The following is a 25270-nucleotide window of genomic DNA, read 5'->3' on the forward strand; positions in this document are numbered from 1 at the left end:
TGCGACGACGTGAATGAAGGGTAGCGGCCCACGGCTCGCGGTCCGTCACCGACCCTCGGTGTCAGACTCACCTGCCCGATCGGTTGGGTCGCGTCCCTCGTCAAGCGCGTCCCAGAGCATCCGCTCCGACATTCCCGGCGTCTCCTGCTGCTCCAGCATCGCCCCGTCGGCCTCTTCGCGTCGCGAAATCGACCGGCGCGTTGCCGGTGTCGCGTACTTTGTCGCGCTCGAGCGGTCCGACCCCGAGTCCGACGCGGATCGCATGAGTAAGACGGCGGCGATCAGCGTGCACGCCGCGGCGGCCACCGTGACGCCCGCGCCCCAGTACCGACGCTCGCTTCCGATCAGCGACATCACCGAAACGTGCGCCAGCTCGGCGCCGCGGACCGCCACGTCGGGCAACGCCCACAGGCTGATCCCGAGATAGCCGATCGCCAAGCTGACCACCGCCAACAACCCCGCCAGCGCACGCAGCAGCCAGCCCCGCACGGCGATCGCGGCGACGGCCGCGGCCAACAGGAGCAGCGCCAACGGCAGCAGCGCCGTCGACCAGGCGCCGCCGGCCAGGGTCACCTGCTTGGGCGGCCCCAGCCCGTCGAACGAGCGGATGACGACCCACGGCAGGCGCGAGGCCACCCACAACGTCCCGGCGGCAACCACCAGCACCAGCTGGGCAATCCGGATCAGCCACCGGCCGTTGGGCCGGGTGTCCGCGCGGGCCTCACTCATCGCCGCTTGCGTCCGGTCCGGTCAGCGTCTCGGCGGCCGCGATCGCGCTGAGCACCGCACGGGCCTTGTTGGTCGCCTCGGTGTATTCGTAGGGGCCGTTGGAGTCCGCCACGACCCCACCACCGGATTGCACATAGGCGGTGCCGTCGCGCATCAAGGCGGTGCGGATCGCGATCGCGAAGTCGGCGTTGCCGGCGAAGTCCAGGTAGCCGACCACGCCGCCGTACAGGCCGCGACGCGTCTTCTCCACCTCTTCGATGAGCTCCATGGCCCGGACCTTCGGTGCGCCCGACAGCGTGCCGGCCGGGAAACAGGCCGTCACCGCATCCAGGGCGGTCCGGCCCTCGGCGAGCGTGCCGGTCACCGTCGACACCAGGTGCATGACGTGGCTATAGCGTTCGATGTGGCTGTAGTCCTCGACACGCACGGTGCCCGGCGCGCAGACCCGGCCCAAATCATTGCGGCCCAAATCGACCAGCATCAGGTGCTCGGCACGTTCCTTGTCGTCGGCCAACAGCTCCTTTTCCAGCAGCTGATCCTCTTCGTCGGTGTCCCCGCGCCACCGGGTTCCGGCGATCGGATGGGTCCTCGCGGTGCCGTCGGCGACGGTGACCAGCGCCTCCGGGCTGGAGCCGACGATCGAAAAGTCAGTTCCGCCAGCGCCATTCGGCACATGCAGGAGATACATGTAGGGGCTCGGGTTGGTGACCCGCAACATCCGGTACACGTCGATCGGATCGACATGGGTGTCCATTTCGAACCGTTGCGACGGCACCACCTGGAAGGCCTCGCCCGCGGCGATCTGCTCGACGAGGTAGTCGACGATCTTGCCGTACTCCTCGACGCTGCGCTGCGCGCGGTAGCGCGGCTCGGGCCGCGCGAACGTGCCGACGGTGGACGACAACGGCTGGCCCAGCGCGGCGGTCATCACGTCCAGGCGGGCGATCGCGTCGTCGTAGGCCTCGTCGACCCGCTCGTCGTTCCCGTTCCAGTTCACGGCGTTGGCGATCAGCGTGATGGTGCCCTCGTGGTGATCGACCGCCGCGACATCGGTGGCCAACAGCAGCAACATGTCGGGGAGCTTGAGGTCGTCGACGGCCAGTTCGGGCAGCCGTTCCAGGCGGCGCACCATGTCGTAGGCGAAGAACCCGACCATGCCGCCCGAGAGCGGCGGCAGCCCCTCGAGCGGGACGGTGGCCAGCAGCTCGCACGTGGTCCGCAGTGCCTGCAGCGGGTCGCCCCCGGTCGGTGCGTCCTGTGGCACCACGCCCAGCCAGACGGCTTCACCGTCGCGCACGGTCAGCGCCGACGGCGCACCCGCGCCGATGAACGACCACCGCGACCAGGAACGGCCGTGCTCGGCCGACTCCAGCAGAAACGTGCCCGGTCGGTTGGCGGCGAGTTTGCGGTAGGCCGACAGCGGCGTCTCGGCGTCGGCCAGCACCTTGCGGGTCACCGGGACGACCCGGTGCTCGGCCGCCAGCTGCCGAAAATCCTCTCGTGAGGTCGTCGCGGCGAGGTGGGCGTGCACCGAACCATCCTCCCAGACGCGTTGAACCGGCCGCGAGCGTAACGCCATCGCGATTCTCGGCCCGAGTTTCGTCGTGGCGTTACGCTCGGCGATCTCGCGGGAGGGCTTCCGGCGTAGCGTGTCCGGCATGAAACCTGGTGACACCGTCGCGGACTTCGAGTTGCCCGATCAGACCGGGACGCCCCGCAAGCTCAGCGAACTGCTGTCCGGCGGGCCCGTCGTGCTGTTCTTCTACCCGGCCGCGATGACGCCCGGCTGCACCAAGGAAGCATGCCACTTCCGCGACCTGGCCTCCGAATTCGCCGCGGTCGGGGCCAACCGGGTGGGGATCAGCGCCGACGCCGTGCAAAAGCAGGCCAAGTTCGCCGACATGCGCAAGTTCGACTACCCGCTGCTGTCGGACACCGACGGCGCCGTGGCCAGGCAGTTCGGCGTCAAGCGCGGCTTGCTCGGCAAGCTGATGCCGGTCAAGCGCACGACGTTCGTCATCGACACCGACCGCACGGTGCTCGAGGTGATCTCCAGCGAATTCAACATGGACACCCACGCCGACAAGTCGCTCGCGACGCTGCGCGCCCGGGCGTGACCGTCAGGGGCTGATCGCGAGGAACACGTAGGCGGCCAACAGGACCAGGTGCACCTCGCCCTGCAGGCGAGTGGCCCGGCCGGGGACCACCGTCAGCACGCTGATCACGACGGTCAGGGCGAGCAACACCAGCTGGATGGCGCCCAGGCCGAGCACCAGCGGCCCTTTGAGCCATATCGACGCCAGCGCGATCGCCGGGATGGTCAGCCCGATGCTGGCCATCGCCGAGCCGTACGCCAGGTTCAGACTGATCTGGATGCGGCCCTGCCGCGCCGCGCGCACCGCCGCGAGGGTCTCGGGCAGCAGCACCAGCGCCGCGATGATCACCCCCACGAACGACTGGGGGAAGCCGACCGCGGTCACCGCTCGCTCGACGGCCGGTGACTCCTCCTCGGCCAGGCCCACCACCGCCACCAAGGCGCCGAGCATCAGCCCGAGGCTGGTCAGCGCCGCGCGGGCGGTCGGTGGTTCCGCGTGGCTCTCGTCTTCGAACAAGCGCTTTTGGCCCTTCTGCGCGACGGGCAGAAAGAAGTCGCGGTGCCGCACCGTCTGGGTGAAGACGAAAAGCAGGTAAACGAGAAGCGAGGCGACCGCGGCGAAAGCGAGCTGGCCCGGTGAGAACTCCTTGCCGACGGTCGTGGTGGTGAACGCGGGCAGCACCAGGCTCATCGTCGCCAGGGTGGTCAGCGTGGCCAGCGCGGCGCCGCTGCCCTCGGCATTGAACAACGTCACGCCGTAGCGCCGGGACCCGAGCAGCAGCGACAATCCGGCGATTCCGTTGGTGGTGATCATCAGCGCGGCGAAGGCCGTGTCCCTGGCCAGCGTCGCCGTCTCGTTGCCGCCGGACGCCATCAGTTCGACGATCAGGGCCACCTCGATGACGGTCACCGCCGCCGCGAGCACCAGCGACCCGAACGGTTCGCCGACCCGATGTGCGACCACCTCCGCGTGATGCACCGCGGCAACCACCGCACCGATCAGGAACAGCGCCGCCAGCCCGACCAGCACCGGCCCGAGCGTCTCGCCCCAGATCAATGCCAGCACGACGACGGAAAGCACCGGCACGACGACGTTCCAGGACGACCATTTCGACATTGACTGCCATTCTTGTCGAAGTCGTGGCCCATGCCTGCGGAAAGTGACCGTAGACACGCCTGGCCACGCTTGCTGGGTGTCGCATCGCGGCCGTCCGGCCGACTCGGTGGGCGATAATCGGTTGCGAAGGTCAGTGCTCCGGAGCCAGCAGCACGTCGGCGTCGAAGCAGCTGTGCTCGCCGGTGTGGCAGGCCCCGCCGACCTGGTCGACCGTCAGTAGCACGGTATCGCCGTCGCAATCCAGGCGCACCGAGTGGACGTGTTGGGTGTGACCGGACGTCGCCCCCTTGATCCACTGCTGGCCGCGCGACCGTGAATAGTAGGTCGCCTCACGGGTTTCCAGGGTTCGGGCCAGCGCCGCGTCGTCCATCCAGGCGACCATCAGCACGTCACCGGTGCCGCGCTCCTGCACCACGGCGGCAAACAGGCCCTCGGCGTTGCGCTTCAGCCGCGCGGCGATCAGCGGGTCGAGCGTCATCGCACGGTGATCCCTTCTGCGGCCATGGCGGCCTTCACCTGCCCGATGGTCAATTCCCGGAAATGGAACACGCTGGCCGCCAACACCGCATCGGCGCCGGCCGCGATCGCCGGCGCGAAGTGTTCGGCCGCCCCCGCGCCGCCGCTGGCGATGACCGGCACCGTGACCGCCGAACGCACCGCTTGCAGCATCTCCAAGTCGAATCCGGCTTTGGTGCCATCGGCGTCCATCGAGTTCAGCAGGATCTCGCCCACCCCCAAATCGGCCCCGCGCGAAGCCCACTCGACCGCGTCGAGCCCGGTGCCGCGGCGCCCGCCATGGGTGGTGACCTCCCAGCCCGACGGTGTCGGCACCGCGCCGGGGGGCACCGTGCGGGCATCGACGGACAGCACGATGCACTGGGAGCCGAACTGCCGCGCCATCTCTGCGAGCAACTCGGGCCGGGCGATCGCGGCGGTGTTGATGGAGACCTTGTCGGCTCCCGCACGCAGCAACACGTCGACGTCGGCCACGGTGCGCACCCCGCCGCCGACGGTCAGCGGGATGAAGACCTGCTCGGCCGTGCGTCGCACCACATCGAGCATGGTCGCCCGTCCCGACGACGACGCGGTCACGTCGAGAAAGGTGAGCTCGTCGGCGCCTTCGGCGTCATAGGCGGCCGCAAGTTCCACGGGATCGCCCGCGTCCCGGAGGTTTTCGAAGTTGACCCCCTTGACCACGCGGCCCCCGTCGACGTCCAGGCACGGGATGACTCGCACCGCCAGGCCCTTGGGGTTCGGGGGCATGTCAGTAATCCTCCGGTCGGCCCGTGGCGCGCAGGATTTCGAGGATCTCGGCGTGCGCGGCGGGCCCCGCCGCCAGCGCGGAATCCGATGAGGGAGTCCACGGTTGTCCGGCCAGGTCGGTGACGACACCGCCGGCGGCTTTGACCAGCGCGACCCCGGCCGCGTGGTCCCACACGTGGCCACCGAAACTTATTGCCGCACCGAGTATTCCGTCGGCGACAAACGCGAGGTCCAGACCGGTGGAGCCGTGCATGCGCAACCGGGACGAGACCCGGCTGAGGTTCTCCAGCACCGCGATTCGGTAGCGTCCCGGAAACCGGCCGCGGGCATCCGCGCTGAACGACCCGGCACCGACCAGGGCGTCGCCCAGGTCGATACGGGTCAGCGGCGGCTGCGGCGCCCCGTTCTTGTGCAACGGGCCGCCCGCCACCGCGGTGTAGCGCTGGTTCATGAACGGCAGCCAGGTCAGTCCGGCCACCGGGTCACCATGGTGCAGCAGGCCCAGCAAGATCCCGGCCATCGGCGATCCGGCCGCGTAGTTGAACGTGCCGTCGACGGGATCCAATACCCACACCCATGGCGAGTCGACGGCCGAACCGCCGAATTCCTCGCCGTGCACCCCTATCCCGGTGGCTTCGACGAGCGCGGCGACCACCTGCCGCTCGATCGCGAGGTCGACGTCGGTGGCGAAGTCGTTGCCCTTCTTGCGGACCGCGGAATCGGCGCGATGACCGGCAAGAAACGGCTCGGATGCGTCGTCGAGAATCGCCGACGCCTGCGCCACCAACGTGTGCACGTCCATGCCGTTCTACTCCGCCACCGCGGCCAGCGCCTGCGGCAAGGTGAATCGCCCGGCGTAGAGGGCCTTGCCCACGATGGCGCCCTCGACCCCGCGGCCGGTGAGGGTGGCGATAGCGCGCAGGTCGTCGAGGCTGGACACGCCGCCCGAGGCGATCACCGGGGCGTCGGTGCGGTCGGCGACGGATGCGAGCAGGTCCAGGTTGGGACCGCCCAGCGTGCCGTCCTTGGTCACGTCGGTGACCACGAACCGCGAACATCCTTGCCCGTCAAGGCGTTCCAGCACTTCCCACAGGTCGCCGCCGTCGGTTTCCCAGCCCCGCCCGCGCAGCCGGTGCGCGCCGTCGACGATCTGTACGTCCAGCCCCACCGCGACCTTGTCGCCATGCTGACTCATCGCCCGGGCGCACCACTGCGGATCTTCCAGGGCCGCCGTACCCAGATTCACCCGGGCACAGCCGGTGGCCAGGGCGGCGGCCAGCGAATCGTCGTCGCGGATCCCGCCGGACAACTCCACCTGCACGTCGAGCTTGCCGACCACCTCGGCCAGCAGTTCGCGGTTGGAACCGCGGCCGAACGCCGCGTCCAGGTCGACCAGATGGATCCATTCGGCGCCGTCGCGCTGCCAGGTCAGCGCGGCGTCCAGCGCTGAGCCGTATTCGGTTTCACTGCCCGCCTTGCCCTGCACCAGACGCACGGCACGGCCGTCGACCACGTCGACCGCGGGCAACAAGATCAACACATTCCCTCCTGTGTGCCGCGACCGCAGCGAATCACGTGCGTCCTCGGCTGTTGCTTGGCAGAAAGCGCTTTCGCGAGATCCTTCACAATCCCTGGACCCAATTGCTCAACACCGCCGCGCCGGCATCCCCGCTCTTCTCCGGGTGAAATTGGGTGGCGGACAGGGGCCCGTCCTCGACCGCGGCCAGAAACGGGCCTTCATGGGCGGCCCACGTCAGCACCGCATCGGGTGAACCTTCCCACTGTTGCGCGGCATAGGAGTGCACGAAGTAGAACCGGGTGTCCGCATCGAGTCCCTTGAACAGGACCGTGCCGGGCCCGGATTCGACGATGTTCCAGCCCATGTGCGGGATGACCGGCGCCTGCAGCCGGGTGACGTATCCCGGCCACTGACCGCATCCCGCGGTTTCCACACTGAATTCGACGCCGCGGGCGAACAGGATCTGCATGCCGACGCAGACACCCAGCACCGGGCGCCCCGCGGCGACCCGGTCGGCGATGATGCGGTCCCCGCCGATGTTGCGCAGTCCCGTCATGCACGACTCGTAGGCGCCGACGCCGGGCACCACCAGTCCGTCGGCGGCCGCCGCGGCACCCGCGTCGCCGGTCACCTCGACCGACGCCCCGACCCGCTCGAGCGCACGCTGAGCCGACCGCAGGTTGCCCGAGCCATAGTCAAGGACAACAACCGATTTCCCCGTCACAGAACACCTTTGGTGGACGGCACGTCCGAGACCCGGGGGTCGGACTCGACCGCCTGGCGCAGCGCGCGGGCAACCGCCTTGTACTGCGCTTCGGTGATGTGGTGCGGATCGCGCCCGTACAGGACGCGCACGTGCAGCGCGATGCGCGCGTTCATGGCCAATGATTCGAACACGTGCCGATTGATGACGGTGTGATAGGGCACCGAGTTTCCGGCAATGGTGGTGTGCTGCAAGTGATCCGGCTCCCCACTGTGCACACAGTAGGGCCGGCCGGACACGTCGACCGCCGCGTGGGCCAGCGTTTCGTCCATCGGGATGAAGGCGTCGCCGAACCGGCGGATGCCCCGCTTGTCGCCCAGGGCCTGCCCCAGCGCCTGGCCCAGCACGATCGCGGTGTCCTCGATGGTGTGGTGTCCCTCGATCTCGACATCGCCCTTGGTGCGCACGGTCAGGTCGAAGCTGGCGTGACTGCCCAGGGCGGTGAGCATGTGGTCATAGAACGGCACACCGGTGTCGATGTCGACCTGGCCGGTGCCGTCGAGGTCGAGTTCGACGACGATATCGGATTCCTTCGTGCGGCGCTCGATGCGCGCACGGCGGGTAGCGGTCGCTGTCATGGTGCTCCTACGGGGCTGGGGGTAACTGGTGCCAGTTCGGTGGCGGCGATCTGGGCGCTGGCGCGCAGGAAGGCGTCGTTCTCCTCGGCCAGTCCGGTCGTGGCGCGCAGATAGCCGGGGATCCCGACATCACGGATCAGCACGCCGGCATCCAGATAGCGTTGCCAGGTGGCGGGCGCGTCGGCGAATTCACCGAACAGCACGAAGTTCGCGTCGCTGGGAAGCACCCGAAAACCCATGCCGGTCAACGCCGTTGAGACGCGTCCGCGTTCGGTGATCAGCGTCGCCACACTGCCGAGCGTGTCATCGGCGTGCCGCAGCGCGGCGCGCGCGGCGGCCTGGGTGAGCGACGACAAGTGATACGGCAACCGCACCAGCAGCATCGCGTCGATCACGGCCGGGGTGGCGATCAGGTAGCCCAGCCGGCCACCGGCGAAGGCGAACGCCTTGCTCATGGTGCGCGAGACGATGAGCTTGGTCGGATACTCCCCCACCAGCTCGACCGCGCTGGGCTGCGACGAGAATTCGCCGTAGGCCTCATCGACGATCAGGATGCCGGGCACCACATCGAGCAGCCGCCGCAGGTCCGGCAGCGAAACACTCTGCCCGGACGGGTTATTCGGGCTGGCGACGAATACCACATCAGGCCGGCGGTCGGTGATGGCAGCCACGGCGGCGTCGACGTCGAGGCCGAAGTCGTCGGCCCGGGCGGCTTGCAGCCATTCGGTGCGGGTCCCGTCGGAGATGATCGGGTGCATCGAGTAGGACGGGACGAAACCGATGGCGGTGCGCCCGGGACCGCCGAAGGCCTGCAGCAGCTGCTGCAGGATCTCATTGGAACCATTTGCGGCCCAGAGGTTTTCGACTCCGAGCTGGACACCGGTCTGGGCTCTCAGATAGCCGGCCAGGTCGGTCCGCAGGGCCACCGCGTCGCGGTCGGGATAGCGATGCAGATCCGTGGCCGCCTCGCCCACCGACCGCACCACGTCGTCCACCAGCGCCTTGCTGGGCGGGTGCGGGTTCTCGTTGGTGTTCAGCCGCACCGGGATCGCCAATTGCGGTGCGCCGTACGGCGATTTTCCGCGCAGGTCGTCGCGCAGCGGCAGGTCATCCAGGGTGGGCTCAGACTGTCCGGTCATCGCTCGAACCTCCGCCGCACCGCTTCACCGTGTGACGGCAGGTCTTCGGCCTCGGCCAGCGCGATCACATGTCCGGACACGTCTTTCAGGGCCGCCTCGGTGTAGTCGACGACATGGATGCCGCGCAGGAAGGTCTGCACGGACAGGCCGCTGGAATGCCGGGCGCTGCCCGCGGTCGGCAACACGTGATTGGAGCCCGCACAGTAGTCACCGAGACTCACCGGTGCGTACGGTCCGACGAAAACGGCTCCTGCCGAACGTATCCGGCCCGCCACGGCGGCCGCGTCTACGGTCTGGATCTCCAGGTGTTCGGCGGCGTAGGCGTTGACGACTGTGACACCGGCGTCCAGGTCGTCGACCAGGATGATCGCCGATTGGCGTCCACCGAGTGCTGCCGTCACCCGTTCGCGGTGCACGGTCGTCTGCAGCTGGGCGGCCAGCTCGGCGTCGGTGGCGTCGGCCAAGGCCACGCTGGGGGTGACCAGCACGCTGCCCGCCATCTCATCGTGCTCGGCCTGACTGATCAGATCGGCGGCCACATGCGCCGGGTCGGCGGTGTGGTCGGCCAGGATCGCGATCTCCGTCGGGCCGGCTTCGGCATCGATCCCCACCCGCGACCGGCACAGCCGCTTGGCGGCGGTGACGTAGATGTTGCCGGGCCCGGTGATCATGTCCACGGGCACCAGCTCGGCGCCGTCGAGGTCGGTGCCGCCGTAGGCCAGCAGCGCCACCGCCTGCGCACCACCCACTGCCCACATCTCGTCGACCCCCAGCAGCCGGGCCGCGGCCAGGATCGTCGGGTGCGGTAGGCCGTCGAATTGGGCCTGCGGCGGGCTGGCCACCACCAGCGAAGCGACGCCGGCGACCTGGGCCGGCACGACGTTCATCACCACGCTGGACGGGTAGACGGCGTTGCCGCCGGGCACGTACAGGCCCACCCGCTCGACCGGCACCCACCGCTCGGTGACCGTCGCGCCGGGGCCCAGGGTGGTGGTGACGTCGGTGCGACGCTGGTCGGCATGGACGGCGCGGGTGCGTTCGATCATCACCCGCAGCGCGTCGGCCACCCCCGCGTCCAGTTCGGCCAGCGCCTGCTCGAGCGCAGCACCGGGCACCCGCACGGCCGGGGGCCGGATTCCGTCGAACGTGGCGCCGAACTCGCACGCGGCTTCGGCGCCGCGCTCGGCGACGGCCTGCACGATGGGCCGCACCTTGGGCAGCACCGTCTCCACGTCGGCGCCGCCGCGGGGCAGCGCGGTGCGCAATCGGGCAGCCGTCAACTCCGCGCCCCGCAGGTCGATACGGGCCATCGGCGACGGTTGGGTGGTGCTCACGGTGTCCATTGTCCCAGAGGAACTCAAGTCAATATCCGACCGGTACAGTGCCGGTATCGAGGCCTTATCCCGCGCCAAAAGAAGAGCCGACCCAGGGAGCCGCCATGTCCGCTAAGGATCACCCCAACAACGCTCCGGGCGTCCCGATGGTCTTCCCGCCCTGGTTTGAGCGATTCCAGATCAAATACTTCAACCCGGCGATGAAGCCGATCGCCCGTTTTCTGCCCGGGACCGCCACCATCAAGCATCGGGGCCGCACGTCCGGCAAGCCCTACGAGACCATCGTCACCCCCTATCGCAAAGGGAACGTGCTGGCGATCGCGCTGGGTCACGGCAAGACGAACTGGGTGAAGAACGTGCTGGCCGCCGGCGAGGCGGACGTGGAATTCGGCCGCAACCGGACGGTGCACCTGATCAACCCGCGCATCCTGCCCGCCGGCTCGGACGGGGACGGGCTGCCGCGAATGGCAAAGATGCAGTTGCGCCGAATCGGCGTTTTCGTCGCCGACATCGCCTGAGGCCGACCGCCCGGGTTCCCGGGCCGCGCGGACGCACCTCAAGCGAACACCTACATGTCGAGGCCGATATCGAGCACCCGGACCGAATGGGTCAGCGCGCCGACGGCCAGGTAGTCCACGCCCGTCGCGGCGTAGGCGGCCGCATTCTCGAGGCTGAGCCCACCCGAGGACTCGAGCAGCACGGCGGGTGCGCGCGCATCCCGGCGCTGCGCGGCCATCTGCGTCTGCCACACCGGGAAGTTGTCCAGCAGGATCAGCTCGGGCTTCTCGGGCAGCACCTCATCCAGCTGCTCGAGTGAATCCACTTCCACCTCGCACGGCAGATCCGGTGCCGCGTCGCGCACGGCCCGCAGCGCGTCGACCACCGATCCCGCGGCCACCACGTGGTTGTCCTTGATCAGGGCGGCGTCGCCGAGCCCGAGGCGGTGGTTGACGCCGCCGCCGACCCGGACCGCGTATTTCTGTAAGACACGCAGGCCGGGCAGCGTTTTACGGGTATCTCGCACCTTGGCCTTGGTGCCGTGCACGGCGGCCACCCAGTGCGCCGTCGTGGTGGCGATCCCGGACAGGTGGCAGATCAGGTTCAGCATGGTTCGCTCGGCGGTCAGCAGGCCGCGGGTTTCGGCTCGCAGCGTCAGCACCGACTCACCCGGCTCCAGGTGGGCACCGTCCTCAACGCGGTCGAGGACCTCGTAGCCGCGGGCGCCGAGCACCTCGTCGAGGACCAGCAAAGCGATATCGATGCCGGCGATCACGCCGGGCTGGCGGGGCACCATGGCTGCGGTGGCCACCGCCTCGGCGGGCACCGTCGCCAGGGTGGTGATGTCGGGTCCGTAGCGCAGGTCCTCCACCAGGCCGCGTTTGACGGTTTCGCGCGCGGCGGTCAGTTCACAGTCGGACATCGTGGTCATACGACCGCCGCCAACCCCTCCACCAGCACAGCGCTCTGGTCGTCAGCCAGGCGCAGCACGTTGCTGCGTCCCAGCTCGGATGCGGTCCGCGGATAGTCCTGGCGGTGGTGGCAGCCCCGGCTCTCGGTGCGGGCCAGCGCGGCGGCCGCGACCGCGCGGGCGGCGACGGCCAGCGCGACATCCTCGAAGTCGCGGCGGGCGGATACTTTGCGGATCTTCGCCTGCGACAGCATGGTGGACAAGCGGGTCAGTCCGGCGGCGTCGCGTACCACCGAAGCATCCCGGCTCATCGCGCGCTGCAGTTCCGCACGCCCGGGCGCGGTATGGACGACCGATTCTGGCGCGACGGCGTGAACACGCCCGGTCGCTGCCGCATGCGCGGCCGCCAATTTGCCGGCCCGGCCGCCGACTACCAGACCTTCCAGCAGGCTGTTGGACGCCAGCCTGTTGGCGCCGTGCAGTCCGGTGCGCGCCACCTCGCCCGCGGCGAACAATCCCGGCAGCTCGGTTTGGCCGTACACATCGGTGACGATTCCGCCGCAGCTGTAATGCGCCCCGGGAACGACCGGAATGGGTTGGTGCACGGGATCGATGCCGGCGGCCCGGCAGGCGGCCGTCACCGTCGGGAACCGGTTGGCGAAGTCGCCGATGTGTCGCGCATCGAGGAAGACGCAGGCATCGCCGGTGGCCCTCAGCCGGGAGTCGATGGCCGCGGCGACGACGTCGCGGGGCGCCAGGTCCCCCATCGGGTGAACACCGGCTGTCACCGAATCGCCTTGCCGGTCAATCAATCTCGCGCCCTCGCCGCGGATGGCCTCGGTGACCAACGGACGCCGCCCGCTGGCGGCATCCGGCGCGAAAAGCATCGTGGGATGGAACTGGATGAACTCGAGGTCACTGACCGCGACCCCGGCCCACAAGCCCAGCGCGATTCCGTCGCCGGTGGAGCCCTCGGGGTTGGTGGTCGCGCCGTACAGGTGCCCGAGACCGCCGGAGGCCAGGATCACGGAAGGCGCGCTGATGATTCCGTACCCCTCCGGGGTGCCCACCAGGACGCCGGTCACGGCTGCATCGTCGTGCAGAACCCGCAGCGCCACATGGCCGCTGCGGATGTCCAGCATGCGTGCGGCGTGGTCGAGGGCGCGCTGCACCTCCGCGCCGGTGGCGTCGCCGCCGGCGTGCACGATGCGGCGCCGGGAGTGTCCACCTTCGCGTGTCAGCGCCCACTTGCCGGGCGCGGATTCGTCGAATCGCGCTCCGGCGCCGACCAATTCGGCGACGGCCGCGTACCCGTCGGCGACGATAGAGTAGACCGACTGGGGATCGCACAGACCCGCGCCGGCCACCACGGTGTCGGCGACGTGGGCCTCCACCGAGTCGTCATTGTCCGGCAGCACCACCGCGATGCCGCCCTGCGCGTAGTGCGTCGCGGTCGCCCCCCGGGCATGGTCGGCCTTGCTCAGCACGACGACGTTGCGGCCGGCCCGATGGGCGGCCAGGGCGGCGGCCAATCCCGCGACACCGGTACCGATCACGACGACGTCAGCGCTGTGGGTCCACTGGGGACTGGCGGTCATTCGCCACCGCCCGGCTGTCCGATTTCGATCATTCGCTGCACGCTGCGCCGGCCGGCGGCGGCGACGTCGGGGTGAACGTGAACTTCGTCGGCCCCCTCGACCAGGCAGCGCAGCAGGGCCGCCGGGGTGATCATCTTCATGAACTTGCACGAGGCCCGGTCGTTCACCGCGCGGAAGTCGACTTGCGGTGCCGCCCGGCGCAATTGGTAGAGCATGCCGACCTCGGTCGCGACCAGCACCTTGCGTGCGTTGGTCTGGTTGGCGGCCTCCAGCATGCCGCCGGTGGACAAGATCTTCACCCGGTCCGGCGGGAAGGCGCCCTCGCCGGCGAGATACAGCGCCGAAGTGGCGCAACCACATTCGGGGTGCACGAAGAGTTCGGCGTCGGGGTTGGCGCGGGCCTGGTCGTTGAGTTCGTCGCCGTTGATCCCGGCATGCACGTGGCATTCGCCCGCCCACACGTGCAGGTTCTCGCGACCCGTCATCCGACGGACGTGGGCGCCGAGGAACTGATCCGGGCAGAACAGCACCTCACGGTCCGGGTCGATGGACTCCACGACCTCGACCGCGTTGGACGAGGTGCAGCAGATGTCGGTGAGCGCCTTGACCGCCGCCGTGGTGTTGACGTAGGAGACGACGACCGCGCCGGGGTGTTCGTCCTTCCAGGCGCGCAATTCGTCGGCGGTGATGGACTCGGCCAGCGAGCAGCCGGCGCGCTGATCCGGGATGAGCACGGTCTTGTCGGGGCTCAGGATCTTGGCGGTCTCCGCCATGAAGTGCACCCCGCAGAACACGATGGTGTCCTCGGGCGCCTCGGCGGCGATCCGCGACAGCGCCAGTGAGTCGCCCACGTGATCGGCGACATCCTGGATCTCGGGCAGCTGATAGTTGTGCGCCAGTACGGTGGCGCCGCGAAGCTTGGCCAGGCGGCGAACCTCGGCGGCCCACTGCTCATCACCGGCCACGCCCGCGTAGCCGGTGGGGGAATCCGTGATGTCGGCGATCATGCCTTCGGCGAGCGTGTCCATGCGATTGATAACCGTCATGGCGGCTCCTTTCAGACCAGGAGGTTTTCGACTTATAATCGAAAACATGGCCCATGGTAGCACCGCCCACGAAGTGCTCGCGGTCGTGTTCCAGGTTCGCGAAGTGGCCGGACCGGTTACGAACGAACGCCACGCGGCGAAACCGCAGCTGAACGTGCTGTTATGGCAGCGCGCCAGGGATCCGCAACAGGGCAGGTGGGCGCTGCCGGGCGGGCAGCTGCGCAACGACGAGGACATGATCACCTCGGTCCGGCGCCAGCTCGCCGAGAAAGTCGACCTCAAAGAGCTGGCGCACCTGGAACAGCTTGCGGTGTTCTCCGACCCGCAACGGGTACCGGACACCCGCGTGATCGCGTCTACCTTCCTGGGCCTGGTGCCCTTCCCCGCCAGCCCCGAGCTGCCGCCGGATACCCGCTGGCATCCGGTGAACTCCCTGCCGCCGATGGCCTTCGACCACGGTCAGATGGTGGAGAACGCCCGCACCAGGCTGAACGCGAAACTGTCCTATACGAACATTGGCTTTGCTTTGGCGCCAAGGGAATTCGCGCTCTCCACGCTGCGCGACATTTATGGCGCCGCCCTGGGCTATCAGGTCGACGCGACGAACCTGCAGCGCGTGCTGGCCCGACGGGGCGTCATCACGGCGACCGGCACCATCGCGCAATCAGGCCGCAGCGGGGGGCGCCCGGCCGCGCTGTACCGGTTCACCGAGGCGGCGTTGCGGGTCACCGATGAGTTCGCCGCGCTCAAGCCGCCGGGGCCGCCAGGCTAGGCTTGGAAGAAAGCGTCCTCGGGCGACGTGGGCGTAAATCGATTTTTCGGTCCGCGTCTGACCTGGCTGGAGTGACGGAAAAGTCGCTCACAGTGCGGCGATTGCGTTTTGGTTACCTGCCGTTTGTGCGCGAGAATGCCGGGTGGCCACGAAGGGAGCCTCAATGGCTGAGCTCGGCAACCTGGCAGGCACGCACGGCGCGGAATGGATCGCCCGGCCGCCACACGAGGAACTGCAGCACAAGGTGCGTCCGCTGCTGCCGTCGGACGACCCGTTCTACCAGCCGCCACTGGGCTTCCAGCACGCCGAGCCCGGCACCGTGCTGCGTTCGCGCGACGTCGAGCTGGCGTTCCTCGGCCTGATCCCGCAGCCGATCAAAGCCGTCCAGCTGCTGTACCGGACCATGGACATGAACGGCGAGCCGGAGGCCACCGCCACGACGGTGATCGTCCCCGCCCACCTCGCTCCAGGGCAGTCCTGCCCGCTGCTGTCGTATCAGTGCGCCATCGACGCCGTCTCGTCGCGCTGTTTCCCGTCCTATGCGCTGCGGCGCAGGGCGAAGGCGCTGGGGGCGATCGGCCAGCTCGAGCTTTTTCTGATCGCCGCCGCCGTCGCCGAGGGGTGGGCCGTCTCGGTGCCCGACCACGAAGGTCTGCGCGGGCTGTGGGGCGCGCCGTACGAGCCCGGCTACCGCGTCCTGGACGGCATCCGGGCCGCGCGGAGTTCGGGGCGCCTGGGCCTGTCCGCGTCCGCCCCCATCGGCCTGTGGGGGTACTCCGGTGGCGGACTGGCCAGCGCGTGGGCCGCTGAGATGTGCGCCGAGTACGCGCCCGAACTGGACATCGTCGGGGCGGTGCTGGGCTCGCCCGTCGGGGACCTCGGCAACACCTTCCGCCGGCTCAACGGCAGCTTCCTGTCGGGGCTTCCCGCGCTGGTGGTGGCCGCGCTCGCGCACATCTATCCCGACCTGGACCGGGTGATCAGAGAGCACACCAACGAGGAGGGGCGCGCCCTGCTCGACTCGCTGGAGAAGATGACGACGGTGGAAGCCGTGGTGCGGATGGCCGGCAAGAACATGGGCGACTACCTCGACGAGCCGCTCGAGCAGATCCTGTCCACCCCGGAGATCACCTACGTCTTCGACCACATCAAGCTGGGCGCCGCCGTCCCGACGCCACCGGTGTTGATCGTGCAGGCCGTGCACGACTACCTGATCGACGTTCACGACATCGACGTGCTCGCCGACGCGTATTCGGCCGGCGGTGCGCGGGTCACCTACCACCGCGACGCCTTCAACGAGCACATGATGCTGCATCCGCTGTCGGCGCCGATGGCGCTGCGCTGGCTGACGGATCGCTTCGAAGGCCGCCCGCTGACCGATCACCTGGTCCGAACCACGTGGCCGACGATGTTCAACCCGATGACCTACGTCGGCATGGCCCGGCTGGTGAAGATCGCGGCCAAAGTCGTCACGGGCCGCAAGATCGGCCGCCGTCCGCTATGACACGGGCGCTTCGGCGGCGCCTCCGGCCCCGACCGGCAGCGCATCCGAAGGCCTAGGCTCCGGCGGAAGCGCACCCAGGTCGTCGCGGGCGTCCGCTGCGGTGCGCACGGCGTAGACCAGGGCCGCGATACCCGCGGGCCATAACAGACTCACCGCGATCTGCAGCGGACCGTCCGAGAAGAACACCGGCGGCGCCTGCGTGACGTATGCGACCGACGGGCTTTTCGTCAGCGGTACCGCATCGAAGTCCAGGGCGCCATAGCTCAGCCGCACCAACCCGGCGCCCACCGCAGAGGCCGCGGCGGCGGCCGCCGCCATGCCGGTCGACAGGGCGATCACCATCCCCGGCCCGCGGTGCTCGCGCCACTGCCACACCCCCACCGAGGCCACCACCGCCAGCACGGTCAGCAGCCCCAGCATCAGGGCCGGTGCGACGAAGAAGTGCTCGGACTCGTTGCCCAGATAGTCATGTACCCGCTCGCCCGAGCGGGTGAGTGCCACCACGGCGCGAATCGGCGGGGCGATCCACGCCCACAGGCCGCCGATCGCCAGACCGGTTGCCGCCGACCCCAGGGCGACGATCAGGAGCGCGCGCACTCGCGTCCGGCGGGAAACGGTGGCGGGTGTGGAGAAATCCGCGGCGCCCGTCTTGGCCTGCTCGGTCACCGCTGCGTCTCCAGATCGGCGGAATCGACCTCGCCGTGCCTCGAGCAGCGCGCCCGCCAGCCGTCGGGGCGAACCTGCACCACCATCCGGCGCCCGCATGCCGCGCAGAACCGGGGAGGCTCAAGACCCAACCGGGCCGCTGTCGGCACTGAGGTGCCCCCTAATTCCCCGGTGTAGACGTTGTAGACGCCGGCACTGACCGCAGCGCCCAGATCGCCAACCACAAGTCTCCAACCCCCTAGCCGCGGCAGCCGGCCCTACAAACTGGCGTTGAGCCCCTTGAGGGGCATCTGCAGGTCGTCGAGCAATTCCAGGTCGGATTCGGCGGGACGACCCAGCGTGGTCAGGTAATTGCCGACGATCACGGCGTTGATACCGCCCAGGATGCCCTTCTTGGCGCCCAGGTCGCCCAGGGTGATCTCGCGGCCGCCGGCAAACCGCAGCATGGTGCGCGGCAGCGCCAGGCGGAAGGCGGCCACCGACTTCAGCGCTTCGCTCGCCGGCATCACTTCCAGGTCGCCGAACGGGGTGCCGGGACGCGGGTTGAGGAAGTTCAGCGGCACCTCGTCGGGGCCGAGTTCGGCCAGTTCGGCGGCGAATTCCGCCCGCTGCTCGAGGGTCTCTCCCATGCCCAGGATGCCGCCGCAGCAGACCTCCATGCCGGCGTCGCGGACCATCGACAATGTCTCCCAACGCTCTTCCCAGCTGTGGGTGGTCACGACGTTGGTGAAGAACGAGCGGGCGGTCTCGAGGTTGTGGTTGTAGCGGTGCACGCCCATCGCGGAGAGCTGCTCGACCTGTTCGGCGGTCAGCATGCCCAGCGAGCAGGCGATGTTGATCTCGACCTCGTTGCGGATCGCCTCGATACCGGCCGCAACCTGGGCCAGCAACCGCTCGTCGGGGCCGCGCACCGCGGCAACGATGCAGAATTCGGTGGCGCCGGACTTAGCGGTTTGCTTGGCCGCCTCCACCAAGCTGGGAATGTCCAACCGGGCACTGCGCACCGGCGACGCGAACAGCCCCGACTGCGAGCAGAAGTGACAGTCCTCCGGGCAGCCGCCGGTCTTCAGGCTGATGATGCCCTCGACCTCGACCTCGGGGCCGCACCAGCGCATCCGCACCTCGTGGGCCAGCGCCAGCAGTTCATCGAGCCGGTCGTCGGACAGCTGCAGCACCCGCAGCACCTGGTCCCTGCTCAATCCCTGGCCGTCCTCCAGCACCTGCCGCCGGGCCACCGCCAAGATGTCCTCGTCGTTGCCGATTTCGTCCGTCGGTCGAGTTGCCGCTTGAGTCACCAGGTACTCCCCTGCCTCATCTTCGTGTCCGCGCGTGGGGACACATCTGCCACGTGGTGATGGCAGCGTGAATGTAAAGGTGTTCAAAGTAGGGTAACGGCCGAAGGACACGACCTACCTCTGGGTATACGACCATGGTGACTCCGCACGTCGAATTCCTGGCACACCATTACCTCCTGTTGGCGGCGCCGGCGTTCCTGCCTGCGGTGATCGTCGTCGGGGTGATTTTGTTCATCGCGCTGCGCGACCGTCGCGAGGGCCGGAACACAACGAAGGCCTCGACGGACGCCTCCCATCCCGACACGCCCGACAAAAAGTGATTGACGAGGCCTGTAGCGGGGCATTAAACAAACAATCACGAACCTACTTGGCAGTAATAAGCGGTTGACTTCAATCGGATCCTCCGGGGCGGCCCGGCGCGGTTGGGAGGCACAACGATGCGGTCGAACGAACTGACAATTGTCGCTGAGGCACCGGCACGCGGTGCGGGACTGAATCAGGTGATCGGGCTCTCGATCGCCGCGGTGGTGATCACCCTGCTGTTGCTGTGGGTGGGCCATGCCCACCGCACCCACCGCATCGAGTGGTTGACCCGCACCGCCGACAGGGTGGGCGACAAGTTTCACCGGCCCGGTTGGGTCGCCCTGCCGGTTCTGGTGTTCACCACGTCGATCATCTGCGCGCTGTTCGGGTTCATCTGGGACGTCAGCTGGCATATCGGCAACGGCCGCGACCCCGGCCCGTTGGCCAACCCGGCGCACTACTTCATCATCATCGGATTGTTCGGAATCTTCCTGGGCGGAATGACGGCGGTCGTGCTGCCGTTCGACAAGCCCGGCCCGGCGGCGGTGCGCATCACGCGCAACTGGCACGCGCCGGTGGGCGGCGTGCTGATGGCCGGTTGCGGGCTGTACGCGATGATCGGGTTCCCGCTCGACGACATCTGGCACCGCATCTTCGGCCAGGACGTAACTCTTTGGGGCCCAACACATCTGATGATGATCGGCGGCGCCTGTTTCTCGCTGTTCGCGGTGCTGATGCTGGAGCGTGAGGGTGAGGCCGACGAAGGCGAGGAGGTCTACCACGGCGTCTTCATCACCTTCCTGCGCTACCTGTCCTTCGGCGGCATGTTCATCGGCCTGTCGGTGTACCAAATCGAATACGACTTCGGCGTCGAGCAATTCCGGCTCGTTCTGCAGCCGATGATGATCGCCGCGGCGGCGGCGCTGGCAGCGGTCGCCGCCCGCATCACCATGGGCCGGGGAGCGGCCCTGATCGCGGCCGTCTTCGCCATCGCCCTGCGCGGTGGCGTCGCCCTGCTGGTCGGGCCGGTCCTCGGGGCCCCGATCAACTGGTTCCCGCTCTATCTCGGCCCCGCGCTGGCGGTCGAGGTGATCGCGCTGACTCCGCTTTTCAAGCGCCCCATCGTTTTCGGCGCCGTCGCGGGCCTGGGCGTGGGCACCATCGGGCTGTGGCTGGAGTCGCTGTGGGTGTCGGCGGTGTACCACTACCCCTGGCCGGTCAGCATGTGGGGCGAGGCCCTGGCCATGGCGGTGCCGGTCGCGGTTCTGATGGGCATGTGCGGTGCGTTGTTCGGCTTGGTGCTCACCGGGCAGCGGCTCCCGAGCCGCGCCGCCGGCATCTCGGTGATCGTGGCGACGGTGCTGGTGATCGGCGGCGCTGTGGCCAACGGGCTGCACATCGTGGTGCCGCGGCAGAACAACGCCACCATCACCCTGACCGACGTGCCCAGCGCACCCGGGAAACGCATGGTGTCAGCCGATATTCAACTCCAACCGGCCGACATGGTCAGCGCGCACCCGGACTGGGTGACCATCCTGTCCTGGCAGGGCCGGATGGAGAACGATCGCGGTCTGCAGATCGACCGGCTCGACAAGGTCGGACCCGGCCACTACCGGTCCACTCGGCCGCTGCCGGTGTGGGGATCGTGGAAGACCCTGCTGCGGGTCCAGGACGGCTACACGATGACCGCGGTGCCGATCTACGAACCGGCCGATGACGCCATTCCGGCGCCCGAGGTTCCCGCGCTGTCGGCGATGAACCGGCCGTTCGTGCAGGAGATCACCATTCTGCAGCGCGAACGCGACCAGAACGCCCCGGTGTGGTTGTTCACCGCCGGCTCCTTCGTGGTGCTGTTCCTGACGCTGATGGTGATCGCCGGCCTGACGTGGGGCGCGGGCCGGCTCGGCTACGCGGTCACCGAACCCGAACCCGTCGAGGACAAGCAACAGATCCCCCGGGCGGCGTGAATCCATGACACTTCGCGGCACCGTCATCGCGGCGTGGACGGCGGCGCTGGTCTGCGGCCTGGTCGGCTGTGGCGGTTCCACCAATAAGGCCCCGGCCGCACCGCTGGCGGTCGACGTGACCATCGCCAACGGGCAGGTAACGCCCACCAACGCCACGCTGCAGGCCAAGGTGCATCAGCAGATCACCCTGCACGTGACCAGCGACGCCACCGACGAGCTCCACGTGCATTCGACGCCCGACCACAAATTCCAGGTCGCGGCCGCACCCAACCAGACGTTCCAGTTCGCCGTCGACGTTCCCGGCAACGTCGCGGTCGAGCTGCACCATCTGGACCGCACCGTCGCAACCATCCAAGTACAGCCGTGAGCTCCGCCGCTGCGGCGGTGGTGCTCGCGCACGGCCTCGGTGGTTCAGGTGACCTTCCGGTGCCGTATGCCTACGCGATGGTCGGGGCGGCATGGGCATTGACGTTCACGTTCGCGCTCGTGGCGTTCGCGTGGCGACAGCCGCGGTTCGATCCGCTCAAGCCGGGCCGGCCCTTGCCGACGGCGCTGACGACGTTCGTCGACTCCCCGGTGACCCGGTGGTCGGCGGCCGCGCCGGCCCTGGTGTTCGCGGCGTGGGCGGTGGCCGCCGGGGTGTGGGGTCCCGAATCGGATTCCAACGCACTGCTCGGCGCGTTCTACGTGCTGCTGTGGGTCGGGCTGGTGGCGCTGTCGCTGGCCATCGGGCCCGTGTGGCGGGTGATTTCGCCGATGCGCACGGTGTATCTGCTGCTGCGGCGCATCACCCCGGAGCGGCTCGGCCGGCCACGGCTGTCCTACCCCGAAGGCTGGGGCTATCGGCCCGCCGCATTCGGCCTGTTCGCCTTCGTCTGGATGGAGCTGGCCAGCCCGAACCCGGCGTCACTGCCTTGGGTCAGGACGTGGATAGCCGCCTACGCCGTGCTGATGCTGGCCGGTGCGTGGCTGTGCGGACAGCGCTGGCTGGCCCGCGCCGACCCGTTCGGCGTGTACAGCATGGCCGTCTCGCGGCTCTCGCCGTTTCGCCGCAACGCGGAGACTCAAAAGATCGTTATCGGAAACCCGCTCGACCATCTGCCGTCGCTGCCGGTGCGGCCGGGCGTCGTGGTGCTGCTGGCGGTGCTGCTCGGATCGACGGCGTTCGACAGTTTCTCGTCGTCGCCGACCTGGCGCGGCTTCTCCGATCAACTCACCCGTGAATTCGGCGCACCCCCGACGTTGGCGTCGTCGGTGCTGCGCACCGCCGGACTAATCGTCTTCATTTGCGTTGTGGCAGTGACCTTTTCACTCGCAGCACGCGCCACCGGCGGCGTCAGTCCAGAGCAGCGCCGCGAATTGCCCGGCCGGATGGCGCATTCACTGATCCCGATCGTGGTGGGCTACATCTTCGCGCACTACCTGTCCTACCTGGTGGAGCGCGGACAGCAGGCGGTGTTCGCGCTGGCCGATCCGTTCGGCCGCGGGTGGAATCTGCTCGGCCTGGCGCATCTGCACCCCGCCTACGTCTTGTCCATGCACCCGCCGGTGCTCGCCGCGGTCAAGGTGACCTGCGTGGTCACCGGGCACATCGTCGCGGTGATCGCGGCCCACGACAAGGCGCTGCGGCTGCTACCCGCCGGCCATCAGCTCACCGGCCAGCTGACCATGATGCTGGTGATGGTGAGCTACACCTTCACCGGTTTGTATCTGCTCTTCGGGGGTTAACCCGGCGGCGGTCGCAAGCGCGGCGAAGCCGGGCGCAGCGGGCCGCCGCCATTCGACCTAGATCAGGTGCTCGACCTTCTTGTTGCCGTCCCAGCGGCGCAAACCCGCGAAGCTGCCGTCGATCTGGGCGGGCCGGCCCGCGATGCGCAGCGCCCGCCCCAGGTGGGCGCCCCCGACGCGCCGCGCCATAGTGACGTGCGCGGTCCACTGACCGGGCAGACTGTTGGGCATCGGTCCCGGCGTCAAATACGGACCGCACAACCGGTGCACCCGGGCATGCAGGGCCAACAGTTCGCCGGAGGGCACCACCAGCCGCGCGAAAACCACACTGGCGCGGCCGAATAACACCGGCGCGCCGATGAGACAGCGCAGCGGCAGCTGCTCGCGCACCGCGCTGAGCAGCTCGTCGACGTCTGCGGCGATGCCTTCGGCCACGGCCAGCGTCACGTGTGGCCGGCTGGCCGGTGCCTGACTGGGAATTCCGGCCGCAGCCAAGCCTTCCCAGATGTGGCGGATCGCCGCCTCGGTGTCGCGGTCGAAGACCAGCTCGATGGAGTGGACCATCAGCCGACCAGCGTGGTGACCCAGTCGCGGTCGAAGGCCTGGGCGCACAGCGACGCAAACTCGGCGGCATTCAGCGCCGCCGCCCCTTCCGGCAGCGCGGCGCGTACCGCCGCCAGTCGCCCCAGCGCGGACCGATTCGTCGTCTCCACCACCCCGGGATGCCGGGGCCAGCTGCCGATGACCAGGCCGGCGCACGAAAGATTGCGCGCGGCAATGGATTCCAGAGTCAGCGCGGTGTGGTTGAGGGTTCCCAGCGCCGGGCTGACCACGACCAGCACCGCGGCGCCGAGTGCTTCGGCGAGATCGCGTGCGGTGACACCGTGTTCGCCGAGTTCGACCAGCAGCCCCCCGGCGCCCTCGACCAACGTCAGCCGCCCCGGCCGGTCCAGCTCGCCGATGAGCGCCAGCAGCTGCTCGCGGCTGGGCAACGGCGTTGCGGCAGCCTCGGCGGCGGCCACCGGCGCGAGCGGCCGCGGATAGCGGGCGAACCCGGCCAGCTCGGTCACCCCGGACAGCCGAGCCACCTCGGCGAGATCGTCGTCGCCGGCGTCGGTGCCGGTCTGCACCGGTTTGCACACCGCCACCTCGATGCCGGCCTGACGGGCGTGACAGGCCAGCGCCGCGGTGACGACCGTCTTGCCGACGCCGGTGTCGGTGCCGGTGACGACCAGAACCGTCACCGGCGTACCTCAACCAAGATTGGCGAGCACATCGGTCAGCACCCGGCGCGCGACCTCGAGCTCGGCGTCGTCCAGCGACGCACGCGCGGTCAGCCGCAGCCGCGACGTCCCGGCGGGCACGGTCGGGGGTCGGAAGCATCCCACCCGCACGCCGGCGTCCAGGCAGGCGGTCGCTGCGGCCACCGCCACGTCCGGGTCGCCCAGGATCACCGACACCACCGCCGACTGGGGAACCTCCCGTACGCCGCAGACCTCGGCCAGCATGGCGGCATGGCGCAACACCGCGTCCGCCCGCCAGGGTTCGGCCCGCAGCACGGTCAGCGCCGCCTGCGCGGCGCCCACCGCCGCCGGGGCCAGGCCGGTGTCGAAGATGAACGTGCGCGCCGCGTCGATCAGATGCGCGCGCACGGGTGCCGGCGCCAGGACCGCGCCGCCCTGGCTGCCCAGCGCCTTGGACAGCGTCGTGGTCATGACCACGTCGGGGGCGCCGGCCAGCCCGGCTTCGTGCAGCAGCCCGCGCCCGCCGCCGCGCACCCCCAGACCGTGCGCCTCGTCGACGATGAGCAGGGCGCGGTGGCGGCGGCACAGGTCGTGCAATTCGCGCAGCGGCGCCAGCGCGCCGTCGGTGCTGAACACCGACTCGGTGATGACGATCGCGCGCTCCTCGTCGCGAGCCCGCAGGGCCGACTCAACGGCACCGACGTCGCGATGCGGCGTCACAGCCACCCGCGCTCGCGACAGCCGGCAGGCGTCCACCAGCGACGCGTGCGAATACTCGTCGGAGACCAGCAGTGAACCCCGGCCCGACAGGCCGACGACGGCCCCCAGGTTGGCCGCATATCCGGAGGAGAACAGCAGTCCCGAGGCCGCGCCCACGTAGTTGGCCAGCTCGGACTCGAACTTCTGGTGCAGTTCGGTGTCACCGGTGACCAGCCGGGACCCGGTCGCCCCGGCGCCCCACATGCGCAGCGCGGCGACTCCGCCGTCGATCACGTCGGGGTGTTGTGAGAGCCCGAGGTAGTCGTTGGAGGCCAGGTCCAGCTCGGTGGCAACGGCGGGGCGCGGCCGCAGTGAGCGGCGCAGCCCCGCCTCGCGGCGCTGCCGTTCCACCGCCTCCAGCCAGGCCAGCGGGGAAACCTCGATCGGTGCCTTCATCGGCGTTCAGCCTAGTGGCGATCGCCAGGGCGGCGAAGCCGGGCGCA

Annotated in this window: 28 protein-coding genes; 8 read left to right on the plus strand and 20 right to left on the minus strand. The window is 69.2% G+C overall.

Going from position 1 to position 25270, the window contains the following annotated elements; translation table 11 throughout:
* Positions 1–45 precede the first annotated feature (45 nt).
* Positions 46–729 (minus strand): TIGR02234 family membrane protein, encoded by a 684-nt coding sequence (locus tag A5782_RS13125; RefSeq protein WP_067100225.1) that lies wholly within the window; start codon positions 727–729, stop codon positions 46–48.
* Positions 722–2260, minus strand: coding sequence for an anthranilate synthase component I (locus A5782_RS13130; protein WP_067100439.1), 1539 nt, complete (start codon positions 2258–2260; stop codon positions 722–724). The genes A5782_RS13125 and A5782_RS13130 overlap by 8 nt, the downstream gene beginning before the upstream one ends.
* Positions 2261–2387: 127 nt before the next feature.
* On the opposite strand from A5782_RS13130, the gene A5782_RS13135 reads away from it, so the two are divergent.
* On the plus strand, positions 2388–2846 hold the full coding sequence (locus A5782_RS13135; RefSeq protein WP_067100228.1) for a peroxiredoxin: 459 nt from the start codon (positions 2388–2390) through the stop codon (positions 2844–2846).
* Positions 2847–2849: 3 nt separating this feature from the next.
* On the opposite strand, the gene A5782_RS13140 is transcribed toward A5782_RS13135, so the two are convergent.
* The 9 genes from A5782_RS13140 to hisD all read right to left on the minus strand — a co-directional run bounded on the left by A5782_RS13140 (position 2850) and on the right by hisD (position 10546).
* Positions 2850–3941, minus strand: coding sequence for a calcium:proton antiporter (locus tag A5782_RS13140; protein WP_067100230.1), 1092 nt, complete (start codon positions 3939–3941; stop codon positions 2850–2852).
* 130 nt (positions 3942–4071) lie between these two features.
* On the minus strand, positions 4072–4419 hold the full coding sequence (gene hisI / locus A5782_RS13145; protein ID WP_067100231.1) for a phosphoribosyl-AMP cyclohydrolase: 348 nt from the start codon (positions 4417–4419) through the stop codon (positions 4072–4074).
* Positions 4416–5204 (minus strand): imidazole glycerol phosphate synthase subunit HisF, encoded by a 789-nt coding sequence (gene hisF / locus A5782_RS13150; protein ID WP_067100232.1) that lies wholly within the window; start codon positions 5202–5204, stop codon positions 4416–4418. Before hisF ends, hisI begins: the two co-directional genes overlap by 4 nt.
* A gap of 1 nt (position 5205) precedes the next feature.
* The gene (locus A5782_RS13155) at positions 5206–6006 is read right to left on the minus strand and encodes an inositol monophosphatase family protein (protein WP_067100233.1); all 801 of its coding nucleotides are present in this window, start codon (positions 6004–6006) and stop codon (positions 5206–5208) included.
* Positions 6007–6012: 6 nt separating this feature from the next.
* Positions 6013–6744, minus strand: a complete 732-nt coding sequence (gene priA / locus A5782_RS13160; RefSeq protein ID WP_067100234.1) for a bifunctional 1-(5-phosphoribosyl)-5-((5-phosphoribosylamino)methylideneamino)imidazole-4-carboxamide isomerase/phosphoribosylanthranilate isomerase PriA — start codon at positions 6742–6744, stop codon at positions 6013–6015.
* Between the two features lie 82 nt (positions 6745–6826).
* The gene (gene hisH / locus A5782_RS13165) at positions 6827–7447 is read right to left on the minus strand and encodes an imidazole glycerol phosphate synthase subunit HisH (protein WP_067100235.1); all 621 of its coding nucleotides are present in this window, start codon (positions 7445–7447) and stop codon (positions 6827–6829) included.
* Entirely contained in the window at positions 7444–8064 is a 621-nt protein-coding gene (gene hisB / locus A5782_RS13170; protein WP_067100236.1) for an imidazoleglycerol-phosphate dehydratase HisB, read from the minus strand. The genes hisH and hisB overlap by 4 nt, the downstream gene beginning before the upstream one ends.
* Complete coding sequence (locus A5782_RS13175) at positions 8061–9203, minus strand: histidinol-phosphate transaminase (RefSeq protein ID WP_067100237.1); 1143 nt, start codon at positions 9201–9203, stop codon at positions 8061–8063. The genes hisB and A5782_RS13175 overlap by 4 nt, the downstream gene beginning before the upstream one ends.
* Positions 9200–10546, minus strand: a complete 1347-nt coding sequence (gene hisD / locus A5782_RS13180) for a histidinol dehydrogenase (RefSeq protein WP_067100238.1) — start codon at positions 10544–10546, stop codon at positions 9200–9202. The genes A5782_RS13175 and hisD overlap by 4 nt, the downstream gene beginning before the upstream one ends.
* Positions 10547–10641: 95 nt before the next feature.
* On the opposite strand from hisD, the gene A5782_RS13185 reads away from it, so the two are divergent.
* Positions 10642–11055: a nitroreductase family deazaflavin-dependent oxidoreductase gene (locus tag A5782_RS13185; protein WP_067100239.1), complete on the plus strand. Its 414-nt coding sequence runs from the start codon at positions 10642–10644 to the stop codon at positions 11053–11055.
* Positions 11056–11105: 50 nt separating this feature from the next.
* On the opposite strand, the gene nadC is transcribed toward A5782_RS13185, so the two are convergent.
* From nadC to nadA, 3 genes are read right to left on the minus strand one after another with little or no spacing between them, the layout of a single operon-like run.
* A complete protein-coding gene (gene nadC / locus A5782_RS13190; RefSeq protein WP_067100240.1) occupies positions 11106–11966 on the minus strand; it encodes a carboxylating nicotinate-nucleotide diphosphorylase in 861 nt (286 codons plus the stop codon).
* Complete coding sequence (locus A5782_RS13195) at positions 11963–13543, minus strand: L-aspartate oxidase (protein WP_067100243.1); 1581 nt, start codon at positions 13541–13543, stop codon at positions 11963–11965. The genes nadC and A5782_RS13195 overlap by 4 nt, the downstream gene beginning before the upstream one ends.
* Positions 13540–14589 (minus strand): quinolinate synthase NadA, encoded by a 1050-nt coding sequence (gene nadA, locus A5782_RS13200; RefSeq protein ID WP_067100246.1) that lies wholly within the window; start codon positions 14587–14589, stop codon positions 13540–13542. The genes A5782_RS13195 and nadA overlap by 4 nt, the downstream gene beginning before the upstream one ends.
* Before the next feature lie 46 nt (positions 14590–14635).
* On the opposite strand from nadA, the gene A5782_RS13205 reads away from it, so the two are divergent.
* Together A5782_RS13205 and A5782_RS13210 are read left to right on the plus strand one after the other, a co-directional pair.
* A complete protein-coding gene (locus A5782_RS13205; RefSeq protein ID WP_067100248.1) occupies positions 14636–15361 on the plus strand; it encodes an NUDIX domain-containing protein in 726 nt (241 codons plus the stop codon).
* Between the two features lie 163 nt (positions 15362–15524).
* A complete protein-coding gene (locus A5782_RS13210) occupies positions 15525–16865 on the plus strand; it encodes a lipase family protein (RefSeq protein ID WP_067100443.1) in 1341 nt (446 codons plus the stop codon).
* Here the strand turns inward: A5782_RS13210 and A5782_RS13215 are convergent.
* From A5782_RS13215 to bioB, 3 genes are read right to left on the minus strand one after another with little or no spacing between them, the layout of a single operon-like run.
* Positions 16860–17531, minus strand: a complete 672-nt coding sequence (locus A5782_RS13215) for a DUF2567 domain-containing protein (RefSeq protein ID WP_067100252.1) — start codon at positions 17529–17531, stop codon at positions 16860–16862. The genes A5782_RS13210 and A5782_RS13215 overlap by 6 nt on opposite strands.
* Complete coding sequence (locus tag A5782_RS13220; RefSeq protein WP_067100256.1) at positions 17528–17755, minus strand: hypothetical protein; 228 nt, start codon at positions 17753–17755, stop codon at positions 17528–17530. Before A5782_RS13220 ends, A5782_RS13215 begins: the two co-directional genes overlap by 4 nt.
* Positions 17756–17788: 33 nt before the next feature.
* Positions 17789–18826, minus strand: a complete 1038-nt coding sequence (bioB, locus tag A5782_RS13225) for a biotin synthase BioB (RefSeq protein WP_067100260.1) — start codon at positions 18824–18826, stop codon at positions 17789–17791.
* A 134-nt stretch (positions 18827–18960) separates the two neighbouring features.
* On the opposite strand from bioB, the gene A5782_RS13230 reads away from it, so the two are divergent.
* The 4 genes from A5782_RS13230 (at position 18961) to A5782_RS13245 (ending at position 22824) form a co-directional block, all read left to right on the plus strand.
* A complete protein-coding gene (locus tag A5782_RS13230; protein WP_067100263.1) occupies positions 18961–19146 on the plus strand; it encodes a hypothetical protein in 186 nt (61 codons plus the stop codon).
* A 117-nt stretch (positions 19147–19263) separates the two neighbouring features.
* Positions 19264–21096, plus strand: a complete 1833-nt coding sequence (locus A5782_RS13235; RefSeq protein WP_067100265.1) for a hypothetical protein — start codon at positions 19264–19266, stop codon at positions 21094–21096.
* A gap of 4 nt (positions 21097–21100) precedes the next feature.
* Entirely contained in the window at positions 21101–21463 is a 363-nt protein-coding gene (locus tag A5782_RS13240) for a hypothetical protein (RefSeq protein ID WP_067100266.1), read from the plus strand.
* Positions 21460–22824 carry a hypothetical protein gene (locus tag A5782_RS13245; protein ID WP_067100267.1) on the plus strand — a complete coding sequence of 455 codons (1365 nt, stop codon included), beginning with the start codon at positions 21460–21462 and terminating at the stop codon, positions 22822–22824. The genes A5782_RS13240 and A5782_RS13245 overlap by 4 nt, the downstream gene beginning before the upstream one ends.
* Positions 22825–22881: 57 nt before the next feature.
* Here A5782_RS13245 and A5782_RS13250 read toward each other — a convergent pair whose 3' ends face one another.
* Genes A5782_RS13250 through A5782_RS13260 form a run of 3 tightly spaced genes read right to left on the minus strand, consistent with a single transcriptional unit; the run spans position 22882 to position 25223 of the window.
* Positions 22882–23388: a 2'-5' RNA ligase family protein gene (locus tag A5782_RS13250; RefSeq protein WP_067100268.1), complete on the minus strand. Its 507-nt coding sequence runs from the start codon at positions 23386–23388 to the stop codon at positions 22882–22884.
* Entirely contained in the window at positions 23388–24068 is a 681-nt protein-coding gene (gene bioD / locus A5782_RS13255; protein ID WP_067100271.1) for a dethiobiotin synthase, read from the minus strand. Before bioD ends, A5782_RS13250 begins: the two co-directional genes overlap by 1 nt.
* A gap of 9 nt (positions 24069–24077) precedes the next feature.
* Positions 24078–25223, minus strand: a complete 1146-nt coding sequence (locus tag A5782_RS13260) for an 8-amino-7-oxononanoate synthase (protein ID WP_067100273.1) — start codon at positions 25221–25223, stop codon at positions 24078–24080.
* Positions 25224–25270 lie beyond the last annotated feature (47 nt).

Source organism: Mycobacterium sp. 852002-40037_SCH5390672 (genome assembly GCF_001665875.1).
Classification (GTDB): Bacteria; Actinomycetota; Actinomycetes; order Mycobacteriales; family Mycobacteriaceae; genus Mycobacterium.